Below are 26179 nucleotides of genomic sequence, written 5' to 3' on the forward strand. Positions count from 1 at the left end.
AATTTATCGTAGAAAATCGCTCGAATCTTAAGCTGTGAAAGATTCAACAAGAATGATTCTATCAACCGTGTATTTGACCTAGAGTGAGTGTTCAGTGTTTCAATATTACAATCTTATTTACCAAGTAACCATAAGGAATCATAATGGCAGAACTACTTATTGAGATTCTTACAGAAGAATTGCCCGCTATCCCTTTATTAAAGAATTTCCACTCCTTTCAGGAACAATGGAGAACAATTCTCAAACAATATCGATTGGAAACGGACTTTACATTCTATTATACGCCGAGACGATTGGTTCTCCTGCATAGGGACTTTGCCTGCAAACAAGCAGATTCTCATCTCGCACTTTATGGACCGCCCGTTCAAATCGCCTATAACGATGATAAAACGTTATCAAGAGCATTATTAAGTTTTCTCGCGAAAAACCAACTTACACAAGAACAGCTTACTACAACAATAAAAGACAATAAAGAAGTGGTTTATGTGGAACAAACAATACAGGGCACTGAATCCACAAAGATTCTAGCTGATATGGTAATAGCATGGTTAGAAAGTCTGCATTTCGGGAAAACCATGCGTTGGGGCAACTATCACCAGACTTTTATTCGTCCAATTCGTAATATATGTATTCTTTTTGATGGACAGCTTATTCCCTGTGAGGCTTATGGCATAAAGTCAAGCAATATTATTACCCCGCATAGACAAGCAAAAATTGCTACAAAAACTTCTTACAACACAGAAAATACTCAAGTCAATTTGCAGGCAACAGGCATAGATTCTTATCTCGACATTTTACAAAATCATGGAGTAATAGTGAATCAAAATGAACGTGAGAAAATTATTTTAGAATCACTTTATGCTATTGAGCAAAAACATAATGTAGACATCGAAATCGACAAGCAGCTATTAGCAGAAATTGTAGCTATCACGGAATATCCTACTGCAATGCTAGGACATTTTGATGAAAAATTTTTAGAGATTCCAAAGGAAATGATTATCGCCTCCATGAAAGAAAATCAGCGGTATTTTGCTGTTTATCAACAAAATAAACATGGCGATTCCAATAAATCATTTGCCAATCTTTACGCTGGATTTGTCGTGGTAAGCAATGCTTTCCAAGGCAATTTTGATTTAATTCTAAAAGGCAATGAAAAAGTCCTACGGGCAAGATTAGAAGACGCTCTTTTTTTCTATCATAATGATAAGAAAGCTAATATGAATTTTGGCAGCTTAGAAAATATAGGTTTCATTGAAGGGGCTGGTAATTTACAAGATAAAGTATTGCGCGAAATTAATCTTGTCAAAAAAGTCTTTCATTTTTTGCAGAATCCAAATGTCAATCAACACAATGAATTGTCTTTACTCGTCGACCAACAAGAAAGCGTTATAAAAACACTCCATTATGCAAAGAATGATTTGCTTTCTCAAAGTGTTGGTGAATTTCCAGAGCTTCAAGGGATTATGGGGGCAAATTTTGCAGCATTAATCGGCTTAAACGAAAATGAATGTCTAGGAATAAAAGAACAATATCTTCCACATGGACAAGATTCTGCACTGCCAAGTACTGCTTTCAGTGCGATTGTCAATCTTGTGATCAAACTCGATACCGTTTTTAGCCTTTTTAATCTCAATAAGATTCCAACAGGTTCAAAAGATCCTTTTGCATTAAGACGTCAGACAACTGCCATTCTGAAAATATGCGCGAAATTTAATTGCAATTTTAGAATCTATGATATTTGCAATTTGGCTTTACATGACAAAAATTATCAGCATATTGATCATAAAACGTTTCATAGTTTCATTATAGAACGCGTATATGGAATTTTCAGTGAGATTAACCCTAGCATTGTCCGGGCTGTGTTAGAGCTTGATATAAATATTGGCGAGACTTTCCATAGAATCGTAGCACTAGCTCGCTATTGCGATGGGGTTGATCTGAAAGCCATTACTGCCACTTTTAAACGTGTGGCAAATATTGTGCAAAACCCACAAGATATTTCACAACAAGAGATTAATCCTCATCTCTTTGAAGAAAGCGAAAAAAAGCTTTATGCCAATTTATCAATCTACCAACAGCAAAAACGACAGAAAGTTTTGCATTCTATTCATAATGATTTTTCGCCAAAATCACAAGATTTCCTTAATGAAGCATATATTGCGAGTCTCATGCAACAATTAGAATCTCTTTTTGGATTAAAAGAGTATCTTGATAAGGTTTTTGATGATGTGTTAATTTATTGCGATGATAGAACATTACGTACAAATCGTATTGCTCTTGTTGTTTGTGTGTTTCATGAGTTTTTAGAATTTGGTGATATGCGCCAAATTACCGCCTAAGTATTTCTGAATAATTAGCGCAAGATTCTTAATAGATTGAATCCAAATGCAAATTGCATTTATTGCACGTTGCACTAAGATTAGTTTCAATCCTAACAACAAATATTTGTGCAAGAGAGAACTTTTCTCTCAAAGCCTTACTTACACAATCCCATAGACTAACACATAGATCAACGCATGCCCATAAAGAAGCGAGCGACATAAAGAAGAATCGTCTAATCAAAAACAACCCTTCCCTCAACAAACAAACTTCTACCCTGCCCAATAAGGTATCCATATCCAGCAATAGGATCGCTTGCGTTGCCATTAAAGTAACTATAATAAAACACATCAAAAAGATTTCGCACTCCAGCACTCATAGAGAATTTATGTCGAGCATCAAAGCTATAATGTATCCCTATATCTGTGAGAATATAGCTTGGAATAGTCTTTTGCCCTTCACTTCTTGTAACAACGTTTGGTCGTCCTGTTGTAGTGAAAGATTCAACATCTTTTTGTGTTCCAATGAAGCTATTTTGAATCCAAATTCCAAGTGATTTGAGAGGTTGATAATGAATGGTAAAGGTTGCTTTATAATTAGCGACATAAGGAATCATAAGATTCGAATGCACTCCATTATTTTTCAATACCCTTGCATCAATATAAGTAAAACTTTCACTCAAACGTAACATATCATTGAAGAAAAATTGTTCGGAGAAAAGCTCTATGCCCGCTCGTCCTGTCAAATCATAGTTCCCATAAACTACACCGCCAATAGAGTGCGCATTCCCAATAGTATAAAATTCATTTTGCGTGAGCGTATAGAAAATTGCTGCAGAAAAACTTATCATATCCGCAAAGAAATCCTTAAGTCCAATCTCAAAAGTATGATAATTTTCCTGTTTGAGATTCGTAGGATAGTAAGCACCATTATTGACATTGCTTTGTCTTGTCAGTAGATTGTTTGGACTTGGAGAAAAAAAGCCTTTCTCATATTTGGCATAAACATTCCCAGAATCTAAATATTTGTAATTTGATGTAAGTTCAAAAGCGAAATTATTGACAAAAGTGGTATATTGCCTTTGCTCATTCACTCTACTTGCTATATTGTTAGCTACAGAAATAGTTTGACGATTGGTTACATCAATATCATAAAAGGAATTTTCATAACGACCCCCTGTCGTAAGCGAAAAATTAGACGTGAAGTCGTATTTCTCTATTGCAAAAAGCGCATTGCTCCATTTATTCCCCTGCAATGAAACATATAAAGGATGATTATAGACGAAATTAGGGATTTGTCCAACCATACCGCGTCCATAAATCAGCTGTTCTAAAGTTCGTTTTCCTAATTGATAGAGAGATTCATAGCCAGCAATGAGTCTTCCATTCAAATGTTTCCAATCATATTTTGCAATTAATCCCAATTTTTGGTCATCAAACAGAGAACCACTCTGATCATACGCGACATTATTTAATCCCATATACGAAGCAATCACACCCTTAGAATCCAAATAAGTCAGTCGATTCAAATGATAAAAGGTTGTCACATTAAGCTTATGATTCTCTGCGAATGTACTTTCATAGCTTACATTAACATCAAGTCGCTGTTGTCGATTATGATAATTCCCTAAGCCTTTGGTTTTCCTATCGGATTTCGTAGGGTTTGGCGTAATCTGAAAAGAATTATTTGGAGAAGTTTTAATATCACCATAGAAATAATCAATGCCAAAGGCTAGGCTCGATCTCTGTGTAAAATCATGAATGATTCCGAAGTTTGCTTGCGCGCCTTGAGTTATATCGCCATCACGAGAACCACCTCGTAAAATATAGGCTGCTCCCAATGATAAATGTGTATGCTCCCCGACTTTTGTACCAAATTTTGCATCAGCATTTACATTATTTCCGATAGAGGCAATAATATTTGAATAATTCATGCCCGCGCTAAAGAAAGGCTTATCATAACGTCTTTGCGTTGTAATATTGACTACACCTCCTCTCGTACCATTCCCATACATAACTGCGCCTCCGCCGGGTAAAATATCAATAGATTCTATAATGGTCGGAGAAAATGTATTGATGGGGCTAACGCCATGACTTGAATCAAGCATATTTGTGTATATTCCGTTAACCATTACCTGCACGGAAGTATTCGCTCGATTGCCTTGCCCACGAAGATCCAAATTGCTACCAAGTCCGACATTTGCCAATCCAACAAAAGGCATATAACGGAAAATATCCTCTGCCGAACGATAGCCTTTATTCTGAATCTGCTCCCTCGAAACTGCATAAACATTACGATTAAGATCATCAAAAGTAGTTTGCATAGCACTAACTGCGATAACCTTATCAGCCCGTGCATGCGCTATATCTTCACTTTGCTGCTCATTATTTCTTTTATTTGACATTGCGGAATCCAGATCTGCCTTAGCAATAAGCAAGTCGGATTGTTTCTTGTGCAATGCAATATTGTTTATTGAGCTAGCAGAAAGTGTTTTTGTTTGCAGATTATCGGCATAGCTGAAAGAACCCATCACAGCAGCGCAACATACAGCATTAACGTTAGGAATCATATTTTTTATTTCATTGCCTATATTCCAAATCTTTAGTGGATACAAATATTTTTTTAGTTTCACATCTAACATAGCATATCCTTTCTACATTAATTAAAATAATAATTATATCTATTTAATTTTAAATAAACAAATTATTATTATTTTATTAATATGATTCTACAACGAGATAAAAAGCAATATTGTCTTGTTTTTATGGATTGTATTCTTATAGAAACGAAAGATTATTATCAATAATCAAAACTGCAATGAGAATCTTGCGTCAAAAAGTGATGAGTTTGCAGAATTTGCAGTAACAAAGCTATGTTTTGCTGTATGTAATATGCCTATATGTTATCAACCAAATTTTTAAATTTATCGTAAAATTGAGAATCTCTTTTCTTGTTCAGTGATAAACTACCGCATATTGAGAGTATAAATACAAGTTATTATTATTTTATAAAGATTCTAAAGAATCTTTATCTTAGTAGAATAGGATAAGCTATATAGCTCTGCTACCATTGCAATTTGCCTGTACGATTAGGTTTTTGCAAAATAGCCTTAACATCATCTATGGTTTTAACACTTAACTCCGCTCCCCAAAGTTTATTGATTCTGTTCAATGCCTGATATATGCCTTCATCATCGCAATTTATACTTGCTTGCCGATAATCAGCAAAAGAAGATTCAAGACTTAATAATCTTTGTTTATGCACTGATTCAATAAGCGCAGTAAGCTCCTTGCGTTCATTTATAAGTGCAGGAAGTTTCTCTACAACAAGCGTAGTGATTTCTTCGGCGCGCATTTTTGCCCTGTCCCTTTGAGCAAACATCGTAAATAATACATCAAGAGCCATATCGATGCTACGATGCGTCAAAACAACGACAAAAGCTCCAACCGCAATAGAGAAGAGAGGTGCAAGAATCGTCCCAAAAGGAAGCATGAGTTCGAGCTTTTGCTCAAGCGCGATGACAGGAATAACCCACGCAGCAGAGAAAAGAGACTTTAGAATCATGCTAAGTAACTCACGGATGCTTGTAATTTTTCCACTCACATAATCGCAAATTCCATTGTAGATACTCTTCGCACTTGCTCGAATGTTGTGCCATAATGTCTTGAGCTTTGCAGCAAAAGACTTAAAAATTTGCCCAACGATTCCCATTGCTGTATCTATGATTCCAAATCCCGCACCTCTTGCAAAAACACCCTTGAAAGAATCGATAACTTTTCGCAAAAGCCTTTTGATTCTGTCCATAATCGATGTTTCCGAATCAATTCCTCGATTCGCACACATATCTTTGACTTCCCAAACCACGCCGCTCGCAAATGTCGAAATCGCCGCGACAATCGCACCGCTCGCGCTCGCTTGGAGGACATGCCCGCCTGCGACAATGGCTTGTGTAGCAACCGCCGCAATGCGTGGATTCTCGCACATCAGGCGATTGTAGACATTGTTTGCATTGAGCTTTTCAAGTGCAATCTCTGCCTTGCGCGCCTTTTCTCTGACTTTCGGATCGTCTGAATCCTTGCCTTTGGCAATCATCTTTTCAAGCTCTTCTTTGTGCTTTTTGTAATCGCTAGAAGGCACTTTGAATTTATCGACAGCAGAATCTCCTTCAAGATAGCGGTCTTTGAGCAAATCCTCTGTTTTTTTGACGACTTTTTGCTGTGCGGTTTGTACGACTTCGCCGTTTTTATTCAACGTAACGGTGTCAGTTGTGAAATGATTCTTTGTAGCGAGTTTGCCCAAGTCAGAATCGGGATTGCTAAAGTCCATACTCTCCACTTCGTCAGAATAGTTCGCCCAAATATGCTCGACTTTCGCCCTGTCTTTTGGTTCTAGGTTAGCAGGATTCTTGCCGCTTCGCAGAATCTCTTGCGTCTTTTTGATGTCTGCGAGAGTATCGGTCGTGTAGGTTTTATTCCCCGTATTGAACATCCAACTCCTCGAAAGTCTGCCCAAAATACTTGTCGTTATTTTTGTGCCTATTATACGCTCTCGCTGTATCGTTGGTCATCGTAACACTCGCCCCATACGCTGCATACGTATTAAAGCTAAAAATATTCAACCCCAAACGCGCAAGAGTTTGCGTGCCGATTTCATCTATTACTTCTTCATAGAGTGCTTTTGCCATAATTCCTCACTTTTAATTATTGTGTTAAATTTATTATTCAAGTTATTCAAGAAACTACTCGCCAAAATAACCGCAATCCCTACATTTCTTTTTACCTTTTACTTTGTAGTTATATTGCCAATTCGTTGTAAAGCCGATCTTCTAAGTACTTACCTAGCTGTATTTTTGCCTAATTTCCTCCATAAGTCGCTCACTTTCTTTTTGGTATCTTTTTAATTTTTGTGTCAAAGTGTCCTTATCGTGCATAACTGGCGCATTGATGGCATTTACAACAGTTTCTGCAAATTGAATCATTTTTCTCGCTTCTCTTTGTTCATCCTCATCCCAATATCTTACGGATAATCCATTGACTTCAATAATCGAAACAACTTTATCTAATTGTCTATCTAACTCAGAATCTATCTGTAATAGGGTTCTTATTTTTTCATCTGTTTTATTATAAAGTTTGCGATATACAAGCTCCTGCGCCTCCATCACTTCTGTTAAGGCTTGGATACCCTGATAATATGATCTTGCATCATATTTTTTACGTTCTGCATCAGCCGCAAGAAAAGTGCTAAATACAGCAAGAACAGGTGCCGCAACAAGACCGCCAAGTACCATTGTTCCCCCAGCCATACCTAAGCCTCCAGCAGCCAAGCTTCCACCACCAAACCAAGCCAAAGTTGCGTTAGTTGCTGCTACACCACTTAACGAAGCAATCGCCGTACCTGTGGAGGCAGTTGCGAGTAGTCCAGCAGTACCAAATGCACCAAAGCCAGCCATTGCCCCCGCTACAGTACCCGCAGCAAATCCTCCAAGGGTAGTATTTAAATCCGTAATAGTTCGATGAACTATAATCATCTTGGTATGTGTTTCTTCACCAAGAATATCTTCCCATTCTTGACTCCGCACATCAAGTTTATCAATAATCTTTTTATATCTCTGTAAAGTCGTTTCGGATATTTTTTGCTATCTTTTACCTAGATCTTCAAACTTTTGCTATGCCTTTTCTTCAGCGTATTTGAGACTAGATTCTGCATTGGAATACAAACTTCTAGCTCTATCACTATATTCTTCTGCTTCTTGCTTATCGCTATAAGTGTCATAGCCTTTCTTTGCTGTCCATAGAGCAGCTCCTCCAATAGCCAACAGTGGAAGTAACGGTAATGGCATAATGCTTCCTTTCAATATAAATTATTTATGTTTATTGTAATTTATAGAATCTTCATCAATCAAATATTCTATTATTCCATATTACAAATCTATTTTTATTACACTTTGACATTACAATAAGAATCTAGATTCTCAAATCTTGTGCAACATTTTCTTTTTCTTGTAAAACTCTGCAAGACTGAATATTCAACGAATAAAATTCATCCTTGCTAAAATACTTCGCATACACTCTATCATAGAGTAAATCAACTCTACAAACCTCTGGTCGATTGTCATAAATCCTGCATTGATTGCTTTGTGAGTCTAAGTGCTTGCAGATTCCATTGCCCGCGTCATAAGCCGCAAGCTCTACAATCCCTGCAATATTCTTGCAACACGCTCCGCAAATCGTGCAAGGAAAACTACTATCAAATTTTAATGAGTGCCCTACCCTGATTGGCAAGAGACAACATAGCTTTTGTCCATTCCGAATAAATAACTGCATAAGACGTATTAAGTCCAAAGGCTTGAATCATTTCATCAATTACTCGCCTCTCTTCTTTATGAATGCTATCAAGACGAGAAACATGCTCTGCAAAAACTAATGCCATAGATTCTAAGAGCATAATGCGTTGGCTTTGCGGGTTGGTTACCTTTGCTAATGTTTGAGTAATATTAAAATTATCCTCATTGTTTCTATCATACTTGATGTCTTCTACTTGCATTTCTAGGCAGTAAGTTGCAATAATGCGCTTTTGTGCATCTGAAAAATCATTGTTGCTCCATGCGATATGATGAGCAAATTCCAAAAATATATTTTTTTCTTCTTGATTCAGTAAATTTAAAAACATACATTCTCCTTATTCATAAATATAAAGCCTGCATTTTTACAAAAAAAAGTCAAGAGTCAAGTCAATAAAAGCTAATCATTATTTAATAGTGCCTTCAAAAAACATAATGACTAAATAAAAGCTTGGGAAATGGAAACACAAGCAAAAAATAATAAAATTCCTGCTACAATAAACAATCCGCCCCCTACTAAATCTCAATTGACATAAAAAGGAGAATAATGAAAAAGATTTTGATAAGGATTCTTGGTTTTTGGTTAGGCTTAAGTTACTATGGTGTATTTGCCAATACCAACAATATGTTCTTCCAATCTCTTACTCATAGATTAGAATCTTTAAGTTTAGATTCTAAGCAACATTTTGACGAATCGTTTTCAACCATACTACAAACGTATCTCACAAATTTGTTGCAAATTCTATCAAACAAGGTTGAAGTTGACACTAAGGTTAGTCTAACGTATAGTCCGTTAATCTGCAAAGGAGATAAAAGAATCTTATGCAACCTCCAATCGCTCACGCTAGCGGATAAAAATGACGGCACAGACGTTTTCAAACTACACAACATTCAATTCTTCGTCAATGCGAACAATCCAACAAAAGTGCCGATTAAAATCCAAATAAACAAAATAGAATATCCAGATTCATTAAAGAATCCGCGCATGCATTATTTCTTGCCGATAAGCTATCAATACAGTGGCTACATTATCTATCAAGACAACAAAGCAATATGTCAAGAGACGTATTTATACAAGGGGCAAGAATGGCATGTGCAGATACAACAAACTTATTCGCTTTTTTCTCGATTCTTGGGACAAAACTTCTTCCAAACTTTACATACATTGCTAACAAGCACGCAATTACGCGATGAGTTTGGGGATATATTAGGGGGAACTCTCTCCACGCAAGAACAACTCACAAAGTTTCAAAATATCTATGATATATCCCTTAGTCAATATTCTCTAAACATACACGGTAACATTGCTAAAGCGTTTCATTATTGGAAGAATATGGAAAATACACAACCCGAATCAATGGCAATACAAGAATTGCAAAAATACCTACAAACTGCAAAGAATTTCCTTAATATTCCCAAAGCGGATTATCCGAGCGAACTAGAGGCTTTCAAAGATAGTCCCGCTACAGAAAAGATTCTTTTATTTGCTAACAAAGGATTAGAGACTTTAGAAAGCAACATTAATGGCACAACCAAAGATATAACTTTTAACATGACTGCCAAAACGAAAAATCCTCCATTGGCAATACACTCTCTATCAAAACTTTATACTCTATTCCACACGTCAGCTACTTCCGCTAAAAAGGACGATATAGTAAAAAATATTATAGAATCTTTTTTCTCGTATTATGAAATTGGGATTTCTGACCAAAGAATGATAAGATAATGGCATAAATGACCAATCACGCTCTCTTTTGAATTGATTCTATAATGCCTTTTGTTAAGGAATATTGATGTTAAAAAACAAAAAAATTCTGCTTTTCCTTGGTGGTTCTATTGCTGTCTATAAAAGTCTATTATTAATACGTTCTCTGATAAAAGAAGAAGCGGAAATACGCGTTATAGCTAGCTCTAGTGCGTTAAAATTCATTACGCGATTAAGCATTGAAACGCTTAGCAAAACGGTACTTTTAACCGAAGATAGCGAATGTTGGCATACAGAATCTAACGTATATACCCCCAATCATATCAATTATGCAAAATGGGCAGACATAGCACTCTTTGCCCCAATTACAGCCAATAGCCTCAATAAGCTAGCGCACGGTATAGCTGATAATATTTATCTTTCAAGTGCCTTAGCTCTTCCTGATATTCCAAAATTGCTTGCCCCAAGTGCTAATACTCAAATGTTAGAAAACCCGATTACACAAGCAAGTATACAAACATTGCAACAAAATGGATACACAATAATACCCTCACAAGAAGGCAATCTAGCCTGTGGAGAAATAGGTAATGGGGCTATGGCAGATATTGAAGAAATTACCTTTGCTCTGAAAAAGGCTGTTTATACAAGAGACTTTTGGCGTAATAAAAAAGTACTTATTACAGGAGGTGGCAGCAGTGAAAATATTGATTCAATACGTTGCATTACCAATCATTCAAGTGGGTTACAGGCTTGCAATCTAGCTTTGGCTCTTTATTTTTTGGGAGCAAAAGTTTCATTAATTAGCTCGCAAATCCCGCTAAAAATGCCCAATGATATTACTATCATTAAAGTTTATAGCTCCAAAGATTATCTAGATTCATTACAACAACAAATTGCACAGAACAATACAACACAAGAAAAAATCTATTTATTTATGGCTGCAGCAATTAGCGATTACATTCCCCATAGTAAACAAGGCAAAATAAAAAAAAGAGAGATGGGACCAACTATGTGGCTTGAGCTTTATGAAAATATAGATATTCTCCAAACTCTCAACGAGAAAAACCTTATAAAAATCGCCTTTAAGGCGGAATGTGATACAGATAATGCAAAAAGAAATGCTGTGTCTCTTCTGGATTCTAAGAATTGTGCAATGGTGTGTCTTAATATTATTGCAAATGATAATAAGGCGTTCGGTAGCGAAAATAATACATTGTATGTTCTCCATAAAAAATCCGAAGTAATTAATACGACTCATACAATGCAGCTTGAACAACAAAAATTAGAACGTTTAATCTCTGCATATACAAACATACATCTTAAAGATTCTCACTATGCGAAATATTCTTTAAACTCTACATCTTACAACGAATACCAAATAAGTGGCAATAAATTTACGATAAGTCTTGCATTGGCTATGTATATTGAGTTTTTACATAATGATGATAATTGAATCTTTCTAAGAATTTAAATCAAAGGCACACAATGAATACACTAAAACATCTCGCCGTTGTTATGGATGGCAATAGGCGGTGGGCTAGAAAAAATGGTATTTTAGAGAAAATTGGTTACTTACACGGAGCAAAAACTGTCCAAAAAATCATAGAACTTTGCATAGAAGAAGGTATCACTAACTTAACACTCTTTGCCTTTAGCACAGAGAATTGGCAAAGACCGCAAGAAGAAATCACTTATTTATTCGAACTACTAGAAAAATATTTGGAAAATAATTTGGAACGTTTCATAACCAATGAAGTTCGTTTCCGTGCAATCGGTAATTTGGAACACATTAATAGTAGATTGCGTCAAAAGATTCAAAATGCTGAAAATATGACAAAAAACTGCATGAAATTATGCGTTAATGTGGCTATTTCTTATGGAGCAAAAGATGAAATCGTACGTTCGGTTAAACGTGTCATTGATAAAGGCTTGACTATCAATGAAGAAAACATTCAAGCAAATCTTGATTTAACCCAAGATGTTGATTTGCTTTTACGAGTGGGAAATGCGCAAAGAATCTCCAATTTTTTACTTTGGCAATGCGCCTATGCCGAAATATTTTTTAGCGATACCCTATTTCCAGGCTTAACAAAAAAAGAATGCAAAAAGATTATCAAGGATTTTAAGAAAAGAGAAAGAACTTTTGGCAAATAGCTCTTAGGTAAAGTTCATCATACTATACAGAATCTTTTTTGTCTTTGTGGGTAAGCTTTTTTTGTTTTACTTCATCGAAAATAAAGATAGGCAAGCTTAATTTATAGCGGATTGCGATTACTCGCAATCCGAATCCGAACACCAATGTAATAAGAATAGCAAATGTATTAGGAATAGTTGTATGCACACACAACAAATAATATAAAATACAAGCGACAATGGAAATACTCGCATAAAGCTCCTTTTGAAAAACTAATGGAATCTTATTGCATAAAATATCCCGCAATATCCCTCCTGATACTCCAGTAATAACGCCTGCAATCACGCAAATAATAAATCCAAATTCTTGTCCTAATGCTTTATTGACACCAATAATGCTAAAACAAATCAAACCAAGAGCGTCCAAAAGCAAAAAAAGCTTATCGAATCTCGCAAAAAAATAAGGAATCATTACTGTAAGCATGCTAAAAAAACAAAGTATAATAACATATTCAGGATGTTGCACCCATATCATAGGATGCATATTCAAGACAATATCCCGAATAGTGCCACCACCAATAGCAGTTACAAGAGAAATAAGCAAAACACCAAATAAATCCATACGGTATTTTCCTGCACTTAAAGCACCTGTGATAGCCTCCGAAACAATAGCGATAATATAAAGGATTTGCAATATCATAAGCTACCTTTCATGGGTTCTATATAAACATAAGATAATATCATTGCAAACAATTATATCTTTGTCTAACAAGCATTTTCTCCAAAAAAGTCTGCACTCTTACATGTTTAGGAGAAGAAAAAAATGTTGCTGGTTCACTCTCTTCCATAATTACGCCATCTGCCATAAAAACTATCTTTGTAGCCAGTGCTCTCGCAAAATCTAATTCATGTGTTACAACTAGCATTGTCGTGTGTTTGATATTTACAATTACTGCAAGTACTTCTTCTACGAGTTCAGGATCAAGTGCGCTTGTTGGCTCATCAAATAGAATCACTGAAGGATTAATAGCTAATGCCCGCGCAATTGCTATTCTTTGCTGTTGTCCACCACTCAACTGATAGGGATAACATTTTGCTTTATCTTCCAATCCTACCTGCTGTAACTTTGTCATGGCAATTTCTCTTGCTTGCTGTTTGGGCATATTTTGTACAATGGTGAGACTTTCCATAATATTATCAATGACATTCTTATTAATAAATAAATTATAATGTTGGAAAACCATAGCACTTTTTCTACGCAAAGCAAGCACGTCTTTTTTAGTGTATCTTGCAAAATCAAATGTTACCGAATCGATTTGCACTTTGCCTTTTTGTGCAAACTCAAGAGCGTTAATGCAACGTAAAAATGTACTTTTACCAGATCCACTAGGTCCAATAATAGCAATAATGTCCCCGGTGTTAACATGCAAACTAATGTTTTTTAAAACCTCTGTATTTCCAAAACTTTTATGAATACTTTCTACTCTTAGCATTACAAAACCTTATAGGTAACGTTTTTTGTATCTTTGTGCAATTTTCTCTAACCGAAAAAACAAAGCTTCTAGCACTACGCACATACTCCAATATAACAATGCAGCCATGCAATATGCTTCTAAAAATTTTGAACTCCTTCCTGCTTCTATATCAGCTACACCCATCAATTCGGGTACAGTAATAATAGAACAAAGAGAAGTATTCTTAAGCTGTAAAATAAAAAAATTGAGTAGATTCGGCAAAGTTATCATAACTGCTTGAGGAAGAATAATGCGTTTTAAAACCTGATATTCATTCATTCCAATAGAATAAGCTGCCTCTAGCTGCCCTTTATCAACAGCCAAAATTGCAGAACGAAAAATCTCACACAAATACGCACTTGCATACAGAGAAAAAACAACAAGCGCATAATAAATAGCTTCAATGTTGCTAATATCTATTTGCATATCCAAATTCTTCAAAAAAATAGGAATACCATAATAAAATATTAAAAGTTGCACCAACAAAGGTGTAGCACGAAAAAAGGAAACAAACAATATCACAGCTTGTTTGATAATAGGAATATTATAAATCCGCGCTAATGCCATAAGTAAACCAAGTAAACTACCTACGCAGAACGAAACAAAAGCGATAAAAAAAGTAAGTGGTAGACTAGGAAGCAATACGTTTGCAGTTTGGAAAAAATACATAATATCAAACACATAAGCCCCTTATAATTTCATTTGCTTGATATTACAGATGTCTAAATTATTTGGTTTGATCAACACCAAAATATTTTATAGAAAGCTCTGAAATTTTACCGTCCCGAAGTGCTTGTTCTAAAGCTTCATTTAAAGTTTGTGCTAGCCTTTTAGAATCCTTTCGGAAAATAAAATAGACAGGTATTTTTTCAAAAGCAAAATCTGTAACGGTCAACTGTACATGTTGTGATTTTGCATAATCAGCTGCGCTTGCTGGATCATTTATCATTGCTTGAATCCTGCCATTGCCTAAGTCTGCTACCAATGCAGGAGATGTTTTATAATACATAATAGTGATATTTTGCTCTGGATGTTCTTGTACGTATTTTTCAAGATTTGCTGCATGATTCGAACCTACCGTAACGCCAATTTTAGTATTGTTTAACTCCTTTATGTGCGTAATACGAGAATCTTTACCAAGTATCAACCCACTTACACCATAAAAATAAGGTTGCTTTGAAAAAAGATATTTCTTTTCTCTTTGCTCATTTTTTGCAATTTGATTCGCAACAACGTCAAATTTACCCGAATCTAATCCCGTGAAAATAACATTCCATGGAACAGAGACAATTTGTAATCTAGCATTAGGGATATAGGACATAACTACCTGCAATACCTCATTATCAAAACCTATCGGGTTATTCTTAGAATCCAAATAAGCAAAAGGCTTATAGGCATTTTCACTGCCCGCAACAATAAGATTCTGCTTCTCTTGAGAAAAGAGCGATTCCCCCAAAACAATACTCATCAATAATACGACTAACACTGCTCGTAGTGTTTGTATTTTTTTCATAATTAACCTTTTAAAATATCTAGTTTGATTCAAATTTACTTGCAATACTTTTACTTTTCAATAGACACAGCACCACTTCTAATGATCTCCTTAGGCATAAATATCCCTAAACAATTAATAACATCTGTAATCTTTTGAGTATCGCCATTAACGCTATACACAATGTATTTTTCGCCCCAGCTGACAATTCTACCTCCAGAAGCATTAATAAGCGCGCTAATTGCACCGATTTTCTCATTATTCTCAAATTTTATTAATGCTATTTCTTGTGTGATAATCTCTTCACTTTCTATCACGTTGAGTACGGGAATAAGCTTATGAAGCTGCTTAATAATTTGCTCTAACACTCTTTCATCGCCACGTGTAGCAATTGTGATTCTCGATAGATTATTATCAGGTAAAGGTGCGACTGTAAGGCTATCAATATTATAACCTCTACCCGCAAAAAGCCCCGAAATTCTAGCTAAAACGCTATGTTCATTAATAACGGTTATACAAACAATTTTTTTTTGCATTACGCTTCCTTTATTCCAATATCATTTTATAAAGCGGATTGCCACCTGGGACCATGGGCAATACAATCTCATCTCTATCTATCCATACATTAATTAAACTAGGCTTATCGCTATCTATAGCCATTTGTAAAGCCTCCCTAAGTTCTTGTTTAGTCTGTACCTCTAAGCCTAATGCACCAAAACTTTGTGCCAACAAAACAAAATTAGGTTGATTCAGATTGACATGGGATAATCTTTTTTCATAAAAGAAATCCTGCCATTGTTTCACCATACCCAAATATCCATTATTGAGGACAATATTAATCGTCTTGATACCAGATTCTACACAAGTCATTAATTCTTGAATATTCATTAGTATGCCACCATCACCACTAAAACTAAGAGCAATTTTTTCTTTATTGCCCTCCGCTCTTGCTTCTTCTAATGCCACAAAAACTCCCATATTTGCAGGTAGAGCAAAACCCATTGTCCCAAGACCACCACTTGTAATAAATTGTCTCTTTGCGCTAAAAGGATAGAATTGCGCTACCCACATTTGGTGCTGTCCAACATCAACCGTAACAATAGCTCTTTCACCCAATATTTTGCCTACTTCTTGTATAACCCATTGCGGCTTTAAGGGAGCATTCACTTCATCAGGTATATCGCGAAACGTCAAAGGATGTGTTTCATTCCATTTTTTAAGCTTATGCCACCACATTTCCCTTTCTTTAAGGATATGAGAATCTACCTCTTTATCCTGCAATTCTTTAATGAGTTCTTGTAATACAAGCTTCAAATCACCTACAATAGGATAATTTACGTTGATAATTTTACCAATCGAGCTAGGGTCAACATCAATATGTGCAATTTTTGCAAATTTCGCAAACTCACTAACCTTACCTGTAACTCTGTCATCAAAACGCGCCCCAAGACAAATCAGTAAATCACATTCGCTTGTCGCCATATTCGCGGCATAGGAGCCGTGCATACCCAACATACCTAAAAAATAAGGGCTACCTTGTACTACTCCTCTTGCCATAAGTGTTTCTACGCTAGGAATCTTAGTTATTTCTAAAAGTTTTTGTATCTCCCGATAGCTATTAGAAATTACTGCGCCACCGCCAATATAAAAAAGCGGATTTTTAGATTCTAAAATAGCTGTTGCTAACTTTTTAATCTGCCTTGTATTACCTTTAATGGTTGGTTTATAACTTGCAAGCGCAATGCTATTTGGATAATTAAAAGGAGCTACTTGCGCACTTATATCCTTTGGAATATCTACAAGAACCGGTCCTGGTCTCCCACTTCTTGCAATATAAAATGCTTCCTTTAAAATACGTGGCAATTCCGTAATATCTTTAACAAGATAATTATGTTTTGTACACGGGCGAGAAATGCCTACCGCATCAATCTCTTGGAAAGCATCAGTACCGATTTGTGTAAGAGGAACTTGCCCGCTAATGATCACTAAAGGGATAGAATCACTAAAAGCAGTCGCAATACCTGTTACCGCATTAGTGAATCCTGGTCCCGAAGTAATAATAGCTACGCCTACCTTACCACTAGCTCTTGCATAACCATCTGCAGCATGAATAGCTCCTTGTTCATGTCGAGTAAGAATATGCCGAAAATACTTTTGTTTATAAATTTCATCATAAATATTAAGCACAGCACCACCAGGATAGCCAAATATCACTTTTACGTCTTCTTGATGCAATGCTTCTATGAGCATCTTTGAGCCATTTATAACGGTACTAGTCGTAGAATCAAACCTCTTATCTTGTTGCATAATGAATCCTTAACACAAAAGAATTTCTCTTTCATAAAAACTATTTTCATTGAAAGAAACGAATATTCTGTCAGTGTTGTTATTATATACAATATTTTATTGAGAAAAGATTTTTTTGCTCATTTATTGTTTTATTCTGGGCTATGTGATAGAATACAAACTTTGTAACATAACTACTCAACCAATGAGGAGAACTTTTGAAGCATATTTTACTTATTGTTGACGGTGAAATTGCCTTGTATTTCTTACAAAAAGTTGTGAATGCGTATTACAGCAATAACTTTTATATTGTCTTTTACCAAGACCCTGTCTTTCTTCCTTCGGAGATTCCAAGTACATTTCAATTCTATCAATGTGATTATACTTCTTCGTTTAGACTCAACAATCTTCTAGCCAACAAAGATATTAGTGATGCTTTTATCGTGCTAAAGGATCCTAACGAATCTAATACTGTATATGAATATCTACGAAACAATTATAAAAAGACGCGTATTATAAAAAGTATTTATGATTTAAATTCCAAATACCAACAATTAATGAAACAAGATTCGAATCTTATGTGTATTTCACAAACAAATGCTATATCTCTAAGATTGTTATCTCGCCTGCCAAATGTGCCTGTTATTCCACGCGGTTTTGGATTGGAACAAGGCGAAGTAATGGAAATTGGTGTGCCCAGCGGCAGTGTTTTCGCGCATAGACAAATAGGAACTATTCAACAAATTAACTGGAAAATCATAGGCATTTACAGACATCAAAATTTTATGTTAGCTACTTCCCAATCTATCATTATGCCAGGCGATACACTCTTAGTGGCAGGTAATCCTAATGTTATGCAAACAATCTATCATCGAATCAAATCCGACATGGGGCAATTCCCGCTGCCTTTTGGGAGAGAAATCTATTTAATATTAGACATGTCGTTGCAACGTAGAGAGCAAATGCTTTTTGATTGTAGGGAGGCTATTTATTTGCATAAACATCTAAAGAGCATACGTTTGACGATTAAAATCCTGAATCCCACAAATTTTCAAATTATTCAAGAAATTGATAGCTTGAGCCAAAATGATATTTCTGTGATTGTAGACTATAAAAATTTTGATTTCATTCAAACCGTGCGGAATAAGTTTGGTAAGAAAATTGGATTAATTGTTGTGGGTAGAGAGATTTTTTCTAAAAAAAATTATCGTAAGATTCTATGGCAAAGCAAAATTCCCGTATTTAAAACAGCAAAAAACCCGTTAAGTGCTAATAACTATACAACGGATATAGTAAAAAGCAAACTTTATGAAAAAAATACTCTTCGATATCCTCCGGCAGTTAAGGAAAGTTTGCTAGTAGTTACTGGAGATAGCTATAAAGATTATCATATTTCAACGGTTATTTTTGACATCAGCAAGCAGCTACAACTAAATATAAAAGTTTATGATTTTGAGCCAGACAATCACTTTAGTAATGAAATTGCCGAACACTTTAGTAATATTTCGCGCATCTTTGAGCGCAAGTTCTTTATTGAGCGAACCAATTCACATAATCCGATTCTGTATTTACGCAATCTCAAAACGCCCGTCTTGCAATTCATTCCCTTTAGAGTTAGTATCACCAAAAGTCGAGTCTTAGCCTTTATGAGAGTGCAATTCGAATCTCTAAGCTTTATGGTAGAAAGCAATCCGCAATTCTTTATTCCTATTGTGGAATAAAGAATGAGATATTGGATATTAAACTATTTGTGTTATTTAAATAAAATATCAAAAGCATGTATGCCCAGATCTTTTTTATTAGTTTCCCGCGTACTTATTTGTAAATTCTGTAAAAATTTATTAGATTTCTCATCAAAACCAGCATATTCAAAGCGGTAAGAAAGTGTAATGTTATGTAATTTTAAGACTTCAGAGACAATATAAAGCCCCAAGCCGTAACCAGTAGTTTGAAAATGCTTTCTATCTCTTGAAAAAGGTTGTAGATAGTAAGTAATATCATGCTGTAATGAATGTCCGATATTATATATTGTGATTTGATTTTGCATAACTTCTATACCAATTTGTCTATTTATGCTGTATTTTAATGCGTTATGAATAAGATTCCCTAATGCAATACAAAGCATCGACAGATCGCCATAAATAATAAAAATGGAATCACTTTTAAGAAAAATATTCATTTTCTCATCTTCAAATTTCTTTAGGCTTTCAAGAAGTAAGGTCTCACTCGAAAAACTCTGACAATCGAGCTGCGTATTAAAACTTAAGGCTCTTTCAAATTTAAACATATTATCTGAAATAGCATGTAATTCAGTGATATATTTCCGCAAAGAGTTAATATCTTCTTGATTCAGACGTTGCAATGAAGGCAATCCTATAAGTAGTTTCATTTTCGTAATAGTAGCAGAGAGCTCATGCCCTATTGTTCGTAACACAAACTCACGACTCCTAATGAGAGTGGAAATCCTGCGCATCTTTTCTCTAGTTGGATTGCTTAATTTTTGATCAATAGCAAAATCGCCAGCAACAAAGCCTCGTATAGCTTTGGACAAAAGTAAGTATTGTGTATTGATTTGTCTAAACAAGTAAACGATAATACCAACAAGAATAATCAACACAAAAAGCAAACAAGGAATAACATAAGAATTTAAGGTTTGATGTTTCTCTGTAATAGCTGAAATTTTCTTTCCGTCAACTTCCAATGAAAATCCCTCTATATCTGGCGCTTCAAAAAAGATAAAATGAAAATTTTCTGCTTGATGATTCCTAGTGATTATTGCATTTGTCGGAATATGTACTATTTGATAATAATCATATTTTTCCAATAAAGTCATTATGGCTTCTTCATTATTATCTTTAGTACAAAGAACAATTTCGTTGATTAAAAAAAGTATTTGCTCATAATTCTTTGTAAAATTATGCTTATCTCGATTATTAAATTGATAAATCAGCCATATAATCAATAAGAATCCTATTATACTACTGCAAATAGCATAAAAATTATATTGATTATATTTTTTCATTCATTACTCATATTAGGCAAACAATCAAAGACAAAACTTATAACCAATACCCCAAACAGATTGAATGTATTTAGGCTTTTTTGCCGAATCTCCCAATTTATTACGTAAATTTCTAATATGCGTATCTATGCTTCGTAATCCAGTATCTTCGTGTATAGCATTAATTGTATTTGCTATTCTGTCGCGACTAATTGGCTGCATGCGATTCTCAATTAAAAAAACAAGAATGTCAAACTCCGTATTTGTTAAATCCACAACTTTATTCTGAATCTTCACTACACGACGTTTTGTATCCACGCTAAGACCTCCAAAAACCATTTCTCGGGGTTTTAATCGACGTAAAAGAGCATTGATACGTGCAATTAACTCTGCGGGTTCATAAGGTTTAGCGATATAGTCGTCAGCTCCTTGTTCAAACCCTTGAATCTTGTTGTATATATCATTCCTTGCAGAAGAAATAATAATTGGAGATTGTGTTATTGCGCGTATTTTTTGACATAACTCAAAACCATCCATCTCTGGCAAACACAAATCAAGAATAATCAAATCCAAATTCTCTTTTGTAAGCAATGACAACACCTTACTTGGAGAACTAGAACATATTACTTCAAATTTCGCTTGACTAAGATAGGTTCGCAACAGATTTTGCAATTCAATATCATCTTCAACCAACAAAATTCTTCCCATACTCTACCCTCAATGATATTTTGTTTTGTAATTATATCTTTAAATAAAAACCATTTTACTCTGCACAATGAAATAGAAAAGTCATAGAAAAATATAGAAAAAAATACTAAAGTATATGGAAAATCATTATAGCATTTCCAACTAAAAAACCTTGCTAGTTTAGCAAAAAATCCTTTAATATTTGCAATAGCAAATATTAAAAAAATTAAAAAATTAAATATTTATCAAATAAAGCCGTCTTGTGATAAAATCATACCATCGTGATAACATTAAGGAAAAATAATGGATTATTTAGAAATTGAAGGCGGACATACATTACAAGGCAATGTTAAAATTTCTGGCGCAAAAAATGCGGCTCTTCCTTTATTGGCTCTCTCTCTTTTAGCTAAAAATGAATTTATTTTGCAAAATATACCGCAAGTTAGTGATATTTCTACCTTTATTAAGTTACTTAATATGCTAGGCGCAAAAGTTTCTTTGCCCTCAAGTAATAATACAAATATCATAGAAAAAACTCTGATTTTTAATACGCAGGATGTGCATAATACCAAAGCAATCTATGACATTGTCCGTAAAATGCGTGCTTCTATACTTGTATTGGGACCATTGCTCACACGGTTTGGACATTGCGAAGTAAGCTTGCCCGGGGGTTGTGCAATCGGTGCTCGACCTGTGGATTTACATATCAAATCATTGCAGCAATTAGGGGCAGATATAGAAGTCAATGGTGGATACATTATCGCAAAAGCCACAAACAAACTACAAGGCAGAGATATAGTTTTTGACAAAATCACAGTAACAGGAACAAGCAACGTCATCATGGCAGCAGCACTTGCAAAGGGACGAACAAAAATTATCAATGCCGCGAAAGAACCTGAAGTCATACAAGTTTGTCAGGCACTACAAGATGCTGGATTACAAATCAAAGGAATTGGCACTCCAGAAATAGAAATAGAAGGTAGCAATGGTGAATTACTTGATTTCAAACCCATTCATATCATTCCTGATAGAATCGAGGCAGGAACATATCTTTGTGCGGGGGCGATTACCAATTCGCATATTTGCTTACAGAATATCAATATAGAACACACAGAGAGTATTAGTGCAAAACTACGCGAAATAGGCTTTGAGATTCTCTATCGTGACTCGCTAAATAGCCAATCAATTGAAATATTACCTATGTCTCGCCCAGCAAAGGCTTTTAGAATCACCACAACTGAATATCCGGGCTTCCCGACTGATATGCAAGCACAATTCATGGCTTTAAGCACGCAATGCAATGGCTCTAGCTTCATTAAAGAAACTCTCTTTGAAAATCGTTTTATGCATGCTAGTGAGTTACAACGTTTGGGTGCCAACATTACTATTGATGGCAATGTAGCGCAAATTAACGGCAAAAATGAACTCATTGGTGCTGATGTAATGGCGACAGACTTACGAGCATCTTCTGCGTTAGTGCTCGCTGCGCTTGTTGCAAAAGGAATTAGCAGGATTCACAGAATCTATCATTTGGATAGAGGATATGAAAAATTAGAACAAAAATTAAACGCGCTAGGAGCAAAAATCACTAGGCTACAAGAATAACCTCTTGATAGATAATTGTCAAATTCACTGAAGAACTATCTAAGCGCTCTAAGGAATCTTAAGTTGCTTTCAAAATATAGTCAATATAATCTTGTGTTGTCTTGCTTTATTTCTATCTATCAAAATCCTGTATGCTTTTAATTTCTATCTTTAAAATGACGATAATTAAAATCCTTTAAAAGTGTAAATTTATCTTCCTTAATTACACCAAGCTTTGGTAATTCAATGCCATTAAACGTAGTATTTTTCACGATTGTATAATGCATCATATCGCAAAGAGCTACTCTATCTCCAATATGAAGTTCCGTATCGAAACTGTAATCGCCAATAATATCGCCAGCCAAGCAAGTAGGACCACCGAAACGATAGGAATATTTCCCTTTATTTGCGCCCAAATCACTCTCTATATGCAAAGTTGGGGATAGAGTGCTCTTTTGATAGGAAATTTTATAACACATCGGTCGATAAGGCATTTCAAGACAATCAGGAGTATGACAACTCGCACTTATATCTAAAATGGCAATATTTCCTTCGTTATGAATAATATCCACTACAGTGCCAATCAAATCTCCACATTGCCAGCCCACTGCTTCGCCAGGCTCTAAAAATATCTCGATATTATGATATTGATTTTTGAAATTCTTGATTAAAGAAATAAGCAAGTCGCAATTGTAATCTTCTCTTGTTATATGATGTCCACCACCAAAGTTAATCCAACTTGAAAGCTTGATAAATGAATCAAAATACCGTATCACATGGGGAAGAGTGCGAGCTAGAGCTTCAGAATCTTGTTCGCAATGTGTATGAAAATGCAATCCATTAAACTCGGCTGCAAAAAAATCCTGTATAGTTGCATATCCATAGAGCGATGCATAAGATTCTATATCTTTATAAAATTCGCTAGGAATAATACCTAGCCTACTTTTAGAAACACACGGATTATAAATCGGGGGTTGCACTTCGCTATAAAGGGGATTTATACGCAATCCAATTTCAATTTTTTTCTTATTCTCTTTAAGTAAGTGCCTATTTTTAGAATCAATCATCGGTTTGAATCTATGCCACTGTCCAAAAGAATTAAAAATAATATGGGTAGCATACTCTAAAATCTCTTGCATTTGCGATTCTTTATAAGCAGGAGAAAAAACACAAATATCTTTAACGGAATAATAATCCTTACTTCCTATATGCGTAGAATTTTTATCAAAAGATTCTACTTCCTGCCGACACTGCTCTTGCCTTTTAATAATCTCTTCATAAGCCAAACGAGCTTCCCATGCTCCACTGCACGTAGCACCATGAAGATATTTACAAACACTATCAAACTCACGCCAAAAGCTATAACCTTTGAGTGCCACAAGTATTTTGCAATCGCTAGCATGGGCAATTTCATGTAATAATTTTAAATTAAATTCCAAAGCATCGTAATATAAAACATAACAGGGGCTAGGTATAGCAGAAACCAAATCATATAATGAAACGTTACAATGTAGTTTCGATTCGCTCTCATAAGCTTCCAACCCAGTAGAAACACTTAAATCATTGCGGATTCGCTGATTGATTCTATATTGTTTGTTATACCTCGACTGATAACTTTCATTTGTTGGAATATATAACATCTGTTTTAAATAGTCTTGCAAACAAGTCTTTGTCTGTGTAGCTCTATCCTTTTGCACGTTCTACCCTAAATTATATATTCTATTATTTATAACATTAATTCGCGTACTGCCTTTTCAATTTGAATTGGATTAGATTTTGAGATAAATTCATCTGCATTAAGAGAAAGTGCCATTTCTTCATTGCTACTACCACTCATAGAAGAATTAACAACAATAGGCAAATGTTTAGTTCTAGAATCTGTTTTTATTTGCTTAATAACCTCAAATCCGCTTGCTTCTGGCATTTCCAAATCCGTAATAATTAACCCTATATCATTAATATCAGTTCCTTGATCAAAAATATAGTCAAGCAATTGCTGCCCATTGACAAAATCTATATGTGCCACGCCCAATTGATTGAGAATTGCCTGCATTGTTTTAAGAACAGTTGGACTATCATCAGCTAAAAGAATCTTTTTTGAGGAATTAACTTGTTTAACGTTTTGCATTTCTTTATTTTTTTCTTCTTCAATCCACGGGAAAACATCTACAAGCATTTTTTCAATATCTACAACTTGCACAAGCCTTCCATCAAAATACCTTGTTCTGGATACTAATTTACCATTACCGCTACTTCCACCAACGCCTGCACTTTGCTCAATTTCTGTCCACTTCTTATTGAGAATTCTATCAGCTTCATAGATTCTCACACCAATTGTCCATCGTGAAAACTCACATATCATAATAATATCTTCTTCTCCCTTTTCCCTTTGAACCTTGAAAGAACGTAAATCTTTATTGGGCAGTTCCGAATCATAAAAAAACCATTTCCGCATATCAATCAGCGGTATAGTAAGCTCTCGAATAGTAATCAACCCTTCAACGAGAGAATTGCTTTCATGACTTACAATAGTCAATACACCATCATATTTCACTACTTCGCGTATTTTAAAAACATTAACGGCATATAAATCCTTGTTTTTTTCAAGCCGAAAACACAAAAGCTGTAACTCATTATTTTTATATAAACTTGTTACTTGATCGATATTAGACATCGCCATGTTGAAGCCTTTAGTAAAAATTAAGCAAAATCAAAAGTAAATCATAACACAAAATTGGATAATTTATTTCCTAACTTACCGTAAGTCTTCGCACTTAAAAGTCTTTCTTTTAAAAACTGCGCCCATACTTATTTGACAATCTTGACTAATATTTGGCTTCATAAGTGCTAATTTGATTTTTTGCACTAAAGGATAAAGTGAGAAAAGCTTGGAAGCTGTATCGCATAAAGCATCCTCAATTAAACCATACTTTCCCTGACAAAGGATAGTAATTAAGGAATCGCGCACGAGTAAATAATCCAAGAATTCTCCCTCATACCGATAATATAAGGAAGCATTAATTAACAAAGGCTGTTTTTCTTTACGTTCATGAGGCAATATACCAATAATGGTTTCAATCTCTAACGACTGAATATTGAGCTTAATAAACTTAGACAT

24 protein-coding genes are annotated in these 26179 nt (G+C 35.0%); 6 read left to right on the plus strand and 18 right to left on the minus strand.

From position 1 onward, the window contains the following. The first annotated feature begins 143 nt into the window (after positions 1-143). Positions 144-2339 (plus strand): glycine--tRNA ligase subunit beta, encoded by a 2196-nt coding sequence (glyS, locus tag CQA66_RS01565; RefSeq protein WP_104762995.1) that lies wholly within the window; start codon positions 144-146, stop codon positions 2337-2339. A 215-nt stretch (positions 2340-2554) separates the two neighbouring features. Here glyS and CQA66_RS01575 read toward each other — a convergent pair whose 3' ends face one another. The 7 genes from CQA66_RS01575 to CQA66_RS01595 all read right to left on the minus strand — a co-directional run bounded on the left by CQA66_RS01575 (position 2555) and on the right by CQA66_RS01595 (position 8988). Beyond that, complete coding sequence (locus CQA66_RS01575) at positions 2555-4960, minus strand: TonB-dependent receptor (RefSeq protein ID WP_104762997.1); 2406 nt, start codon at positions 4958-4960, stop codon at positions 2555-2557. Positions 4961-5382: 422 nt separating this feature from the next. Next, entirely contained in the window at positions 5383-6807 is a 1425-nt protein-coding gene (locus CQA66_RS01580; protein ID WP_233707727.1) for a hypothetical protein, read from the minus strand. Then, positions 6788-7003 carry a hypothetical protein gene (locus CQA66_RS09405; RefSeq protein WP_233707728.1) on the minus strand — a complete coding sequence of 72 codons (216 nt, stop codon included), beginning with the start codon at positions 7001-7003 and terminating at the stop codon, positions 6788-6790. The genes CQA66_RS01580 and CQA66_RS09405 overlap by 20 nt, the downstream gene beginning before the upstream one ends. A 153-nt stretch (positions 7004-7156) precedes the next feature. Then, on the minus strand, positions 7157-7897 hold the full coding sequence (locus CQA66_RS09210) for a hypothetical protein (protein WP_181882211.1): 741 nt from the start codon (positions 7895-7897) through the stop codon (positions 7157-7159). Positions 7898-7984: 87 nt separating this feature from the next. Then, entirely contained in the window at positions 7985-8158 is a 174-nt protein-coding gene (locus CQA66_RS09215) for a hypothetical protein (protein WP_158657007.1), read from the minus strand. A 124-nt stretch (positions 8159-8282) separates the two neighbouring features. After that, on the minus strand, positions 8283-8600 hold the full coding sequence (locus tag CQA66_RS01590; protein WP_233707729.1) for a YkgJ family cysteine cluster protein: 318 nt from the start codon (positions 8598-8600) through the stop codon (positions 8283-8285). Continuing rightward, positions 8566-8988: a hypothetical protein gene (locus tag CQA66_RS01595; protein ID WP_104762998.1), complete on the minus strand. Its 423-nt coding sequence runs from the start codon at positions 8986-8988 to the stop codon at positions 8566-8568. Before CQA66_RS01595 ends, CQA66_RS01590 begins: the two co-directional genes overlap by 35 nt. A gap of 218 nt (positions 8989-9206) precedes the next feature. On the opposite strand from CQA66_RS01595, the gene CQA66_RS01600 reads away from it, so the two are divergent. From CQA66_RS01600 to uppS, 3 genes are all read left to right on the plus strand, one after another. Next, entirely contained in the window at positions 9207-10385 is a 1179-nt protein-coding gene (locus CQA66_RS01600; RefSeq protein WP_104762999.1) for a hypothetical protein, read from the plus strand. 67 nt (positions 10386-10452) lie between these two features. Further along, positions 10453-11817 carry a bifunctional phosphopantothenoylcysteine decarboxylase/phosphopantothenate--cysteine ligase CoaBC gene (gene coaBC, locus CQA66_RS01605; RefSeq protein ID WP_104763000.1) on the plus strand — a complete coding sequence of 455 codons (1365 nt, stop codon included), beginning with the start codon at positions 10453-10455 and terminating at the stop codon, positions 11815-11817. Positions 11818-11849: 32 nt separating this feature from the next. Next, a complete protein-coding gene (gene uppS, locus CQA66_RS01610; RefSeq protein WP_104763001.1) occupies positions 11850-12518 on the plus strand; it encodes a polyprenyl diphosphate synthase in 669 nt (222 codons plus the stop codon). A gap of 22 nt (positions 12519-12540) precedes the next feature. Here uppS and CQA66_RS01615 read toward each other — a convergent pair whose 3' ends face one another. The 6 genes from CQA66_RS01615 to CQA66_RS01640 are packed head-to-tail and all read right to left on the minus strand — an operon-like array spanning position 12541 to position 17810. Beyond that, the gene (locus CQA66_RS01615) at positions 12541-13197 is read right to left on the minus strand and encodes a trimeric intracellular cation channel family protein (RefSeq protein WP_104763002.1); all 657 of its coding nucleotides are present in this window, start codon (positions 13195-13197) and stop codon (positions 12541-12543) included. A gap of 40 nt (positions 13198-13237) precedes the next feature. After that, the gene (locus CQA66_RS01620) at positions 13238-13990 is read right to left on the minus strand and encodes an amino acid ABC transporter ATP-binding protein (RefSeq protein WP_104763003.1); all 753 of its coding nucleotides are present in this window, start codon (positions 13988-13990) and stop codon (positions 13238-13240) included. A 9-nt stretch (positions 13991-13999) separates the two neighbouring features. Continuing rightward, on the minus strand, positions 14000-14692 hold the full coding sequence (locus tag CQA66_RS01625; protein ID WP_199770433.1) for an amino acid ABC transporter permease: 693 nt from the start codon (positions 14690-14692) through the stop codon (positions 14000-14002). A gap of 46 nt (positions 14693-14738) precedes the next feature. Continuing rightward, positions 14739-15524: a substrate-binding periplasmic protein gene (locus CQA66_RS01630; protein WP_104763004.1), complete on the minus strand. Its 786-nt coding sequence runs from the start codon at positions 15522-15524 to the stop codon at positions 14739-14741. A gap of 50 nt (positions 15525-15574) precedes the next feature. Further along, the gene (gene ilvN, locus CQA66_RS01635; protein ID WP_104763005.1) at positions 15575-16039 is read right to left on the minus strand and encodes an acetolactate synthase small subunit; all 465 of its coding nucleotides are present in this window, start codon (positions 16037-16039) and stop codon (positions 15575-15577) included. Between the two features lie 10 nt (positions 16040-16049). Beyond that, positions 16050-17810, minus strand: coding sequence for an acetolactate synthase large subunit (locus CQA66_RS01640; RefSeq protein ID WP_104763006.1), 1761 nt, complete (start codon positions 17808-17810; stop codon positions 16050-16052). A gap of 197 nt (positions 17811-18007) precedes the next feature. On the opposite strand from CQA66_RS01640, the gene CQA66_RS01645 reads away from it, so the two are divergent. Continuing rightward, positions 18008-19510: a TrkA C-terminal domain-containing protein gene (locus CQA66_RS01645; RefSeq protein WP_104763007.1), complete on the plus strand. Its 1503-nt coding sequence runs from the start codon at positions 18008-18010 to the stop codon at positions 19508-19510. Positions 19511-19542: 32 nt separating this feature from the next. Here the strand turns inward: CQA66_RS01645 and CQA66_RS01650 are convergent, their stop codons facing one another. Beyond that, positions 19543-20811 (minus strand): sensor histidine kinase, encoded by a 1269-nt coding sequence (locus tag CQA66_RS01650; RefSeq protein WP_115582527.1) that lies wholly within the window; start codon positions 20809-20811, stop codon positions 19543-19545. 24 nt (positions 20812-20835) lie between these two features. Further along, positions 20836-21498, minus strand: a complete 663-nt coding sequence (locus CQA66_RS01655; protein WP_104763009.1) for a response regulator transcription factor — start codon at positions 21496-21498, stop codon at positions 20836-20838. A gap of 282 nt (positions 21499-21780) precedes the next feature. On the opposite strand from CQA66_RS01655, the gene murA reads away from it, so the two are divergent. Next, on the plus strand, positions 21781-23082 hold the full coding sequence (gene murA, locus CQA66_RS01660) for a UDP-N-acetylglucosamine 1-carboxyvinyltransferase (protein WP_104763010.1): 1302 nt from the start codon (positions 21781-21783) through the stop codon (positions 23080-23082). Between the two features lie 137 nt (positions 23083-23219). On the opposite strand, the gene nspC is transcribed toward murA, so the two are convergent. The 3 genes from nspC to CQA66_RS01675 all read right to left on the minus strand — a co-directional run bounded on the left by nspC (position 23220) and on the right by CQA66_RS01675 (position 26179). Beyond that, a complete protein-coding gene (gene nspC, locus CQA66_RS01665) occupies positions 23220-24758 on the minus strand; it encodes a carboxynorspermidine decarboxylase (protein WP_233707730.1) in 1539 nt (512 codons plus the stop codon). Between the two features lie 29 nt (positions 24759-24787). Further along, on the minus strand, positions 24788-25741 hold the full coding sequence (locus tag CQA66_RS01670; protein ID WP_104763011.1) for a chemotaxis protein: 954 nt from the start codon (positions 25739-25741) through the stop codon (positions 24788-24790). Positions 25742-25816: 75 nt separating this feature from the next. After that, positions 25817-26179, minus strand: a complete 363-nt coding sequence (locus CQA66_RS01675) for a dihydroneopterin aldolase (RefSeq protein ID WP_158657008.1) — start codon at positions 26177-26179, stop codon at positions 25817-25819.

Origin of the sequence: Helicobacter aurati, assembly GCF_003364265.1 — a bacterium.
GTDB lineage: Bacteria > Campylobacterota > Campylobacteria > Campylobacterales > Helicobacteraceae > Helicobacter_A > Helicobacter_A aurati.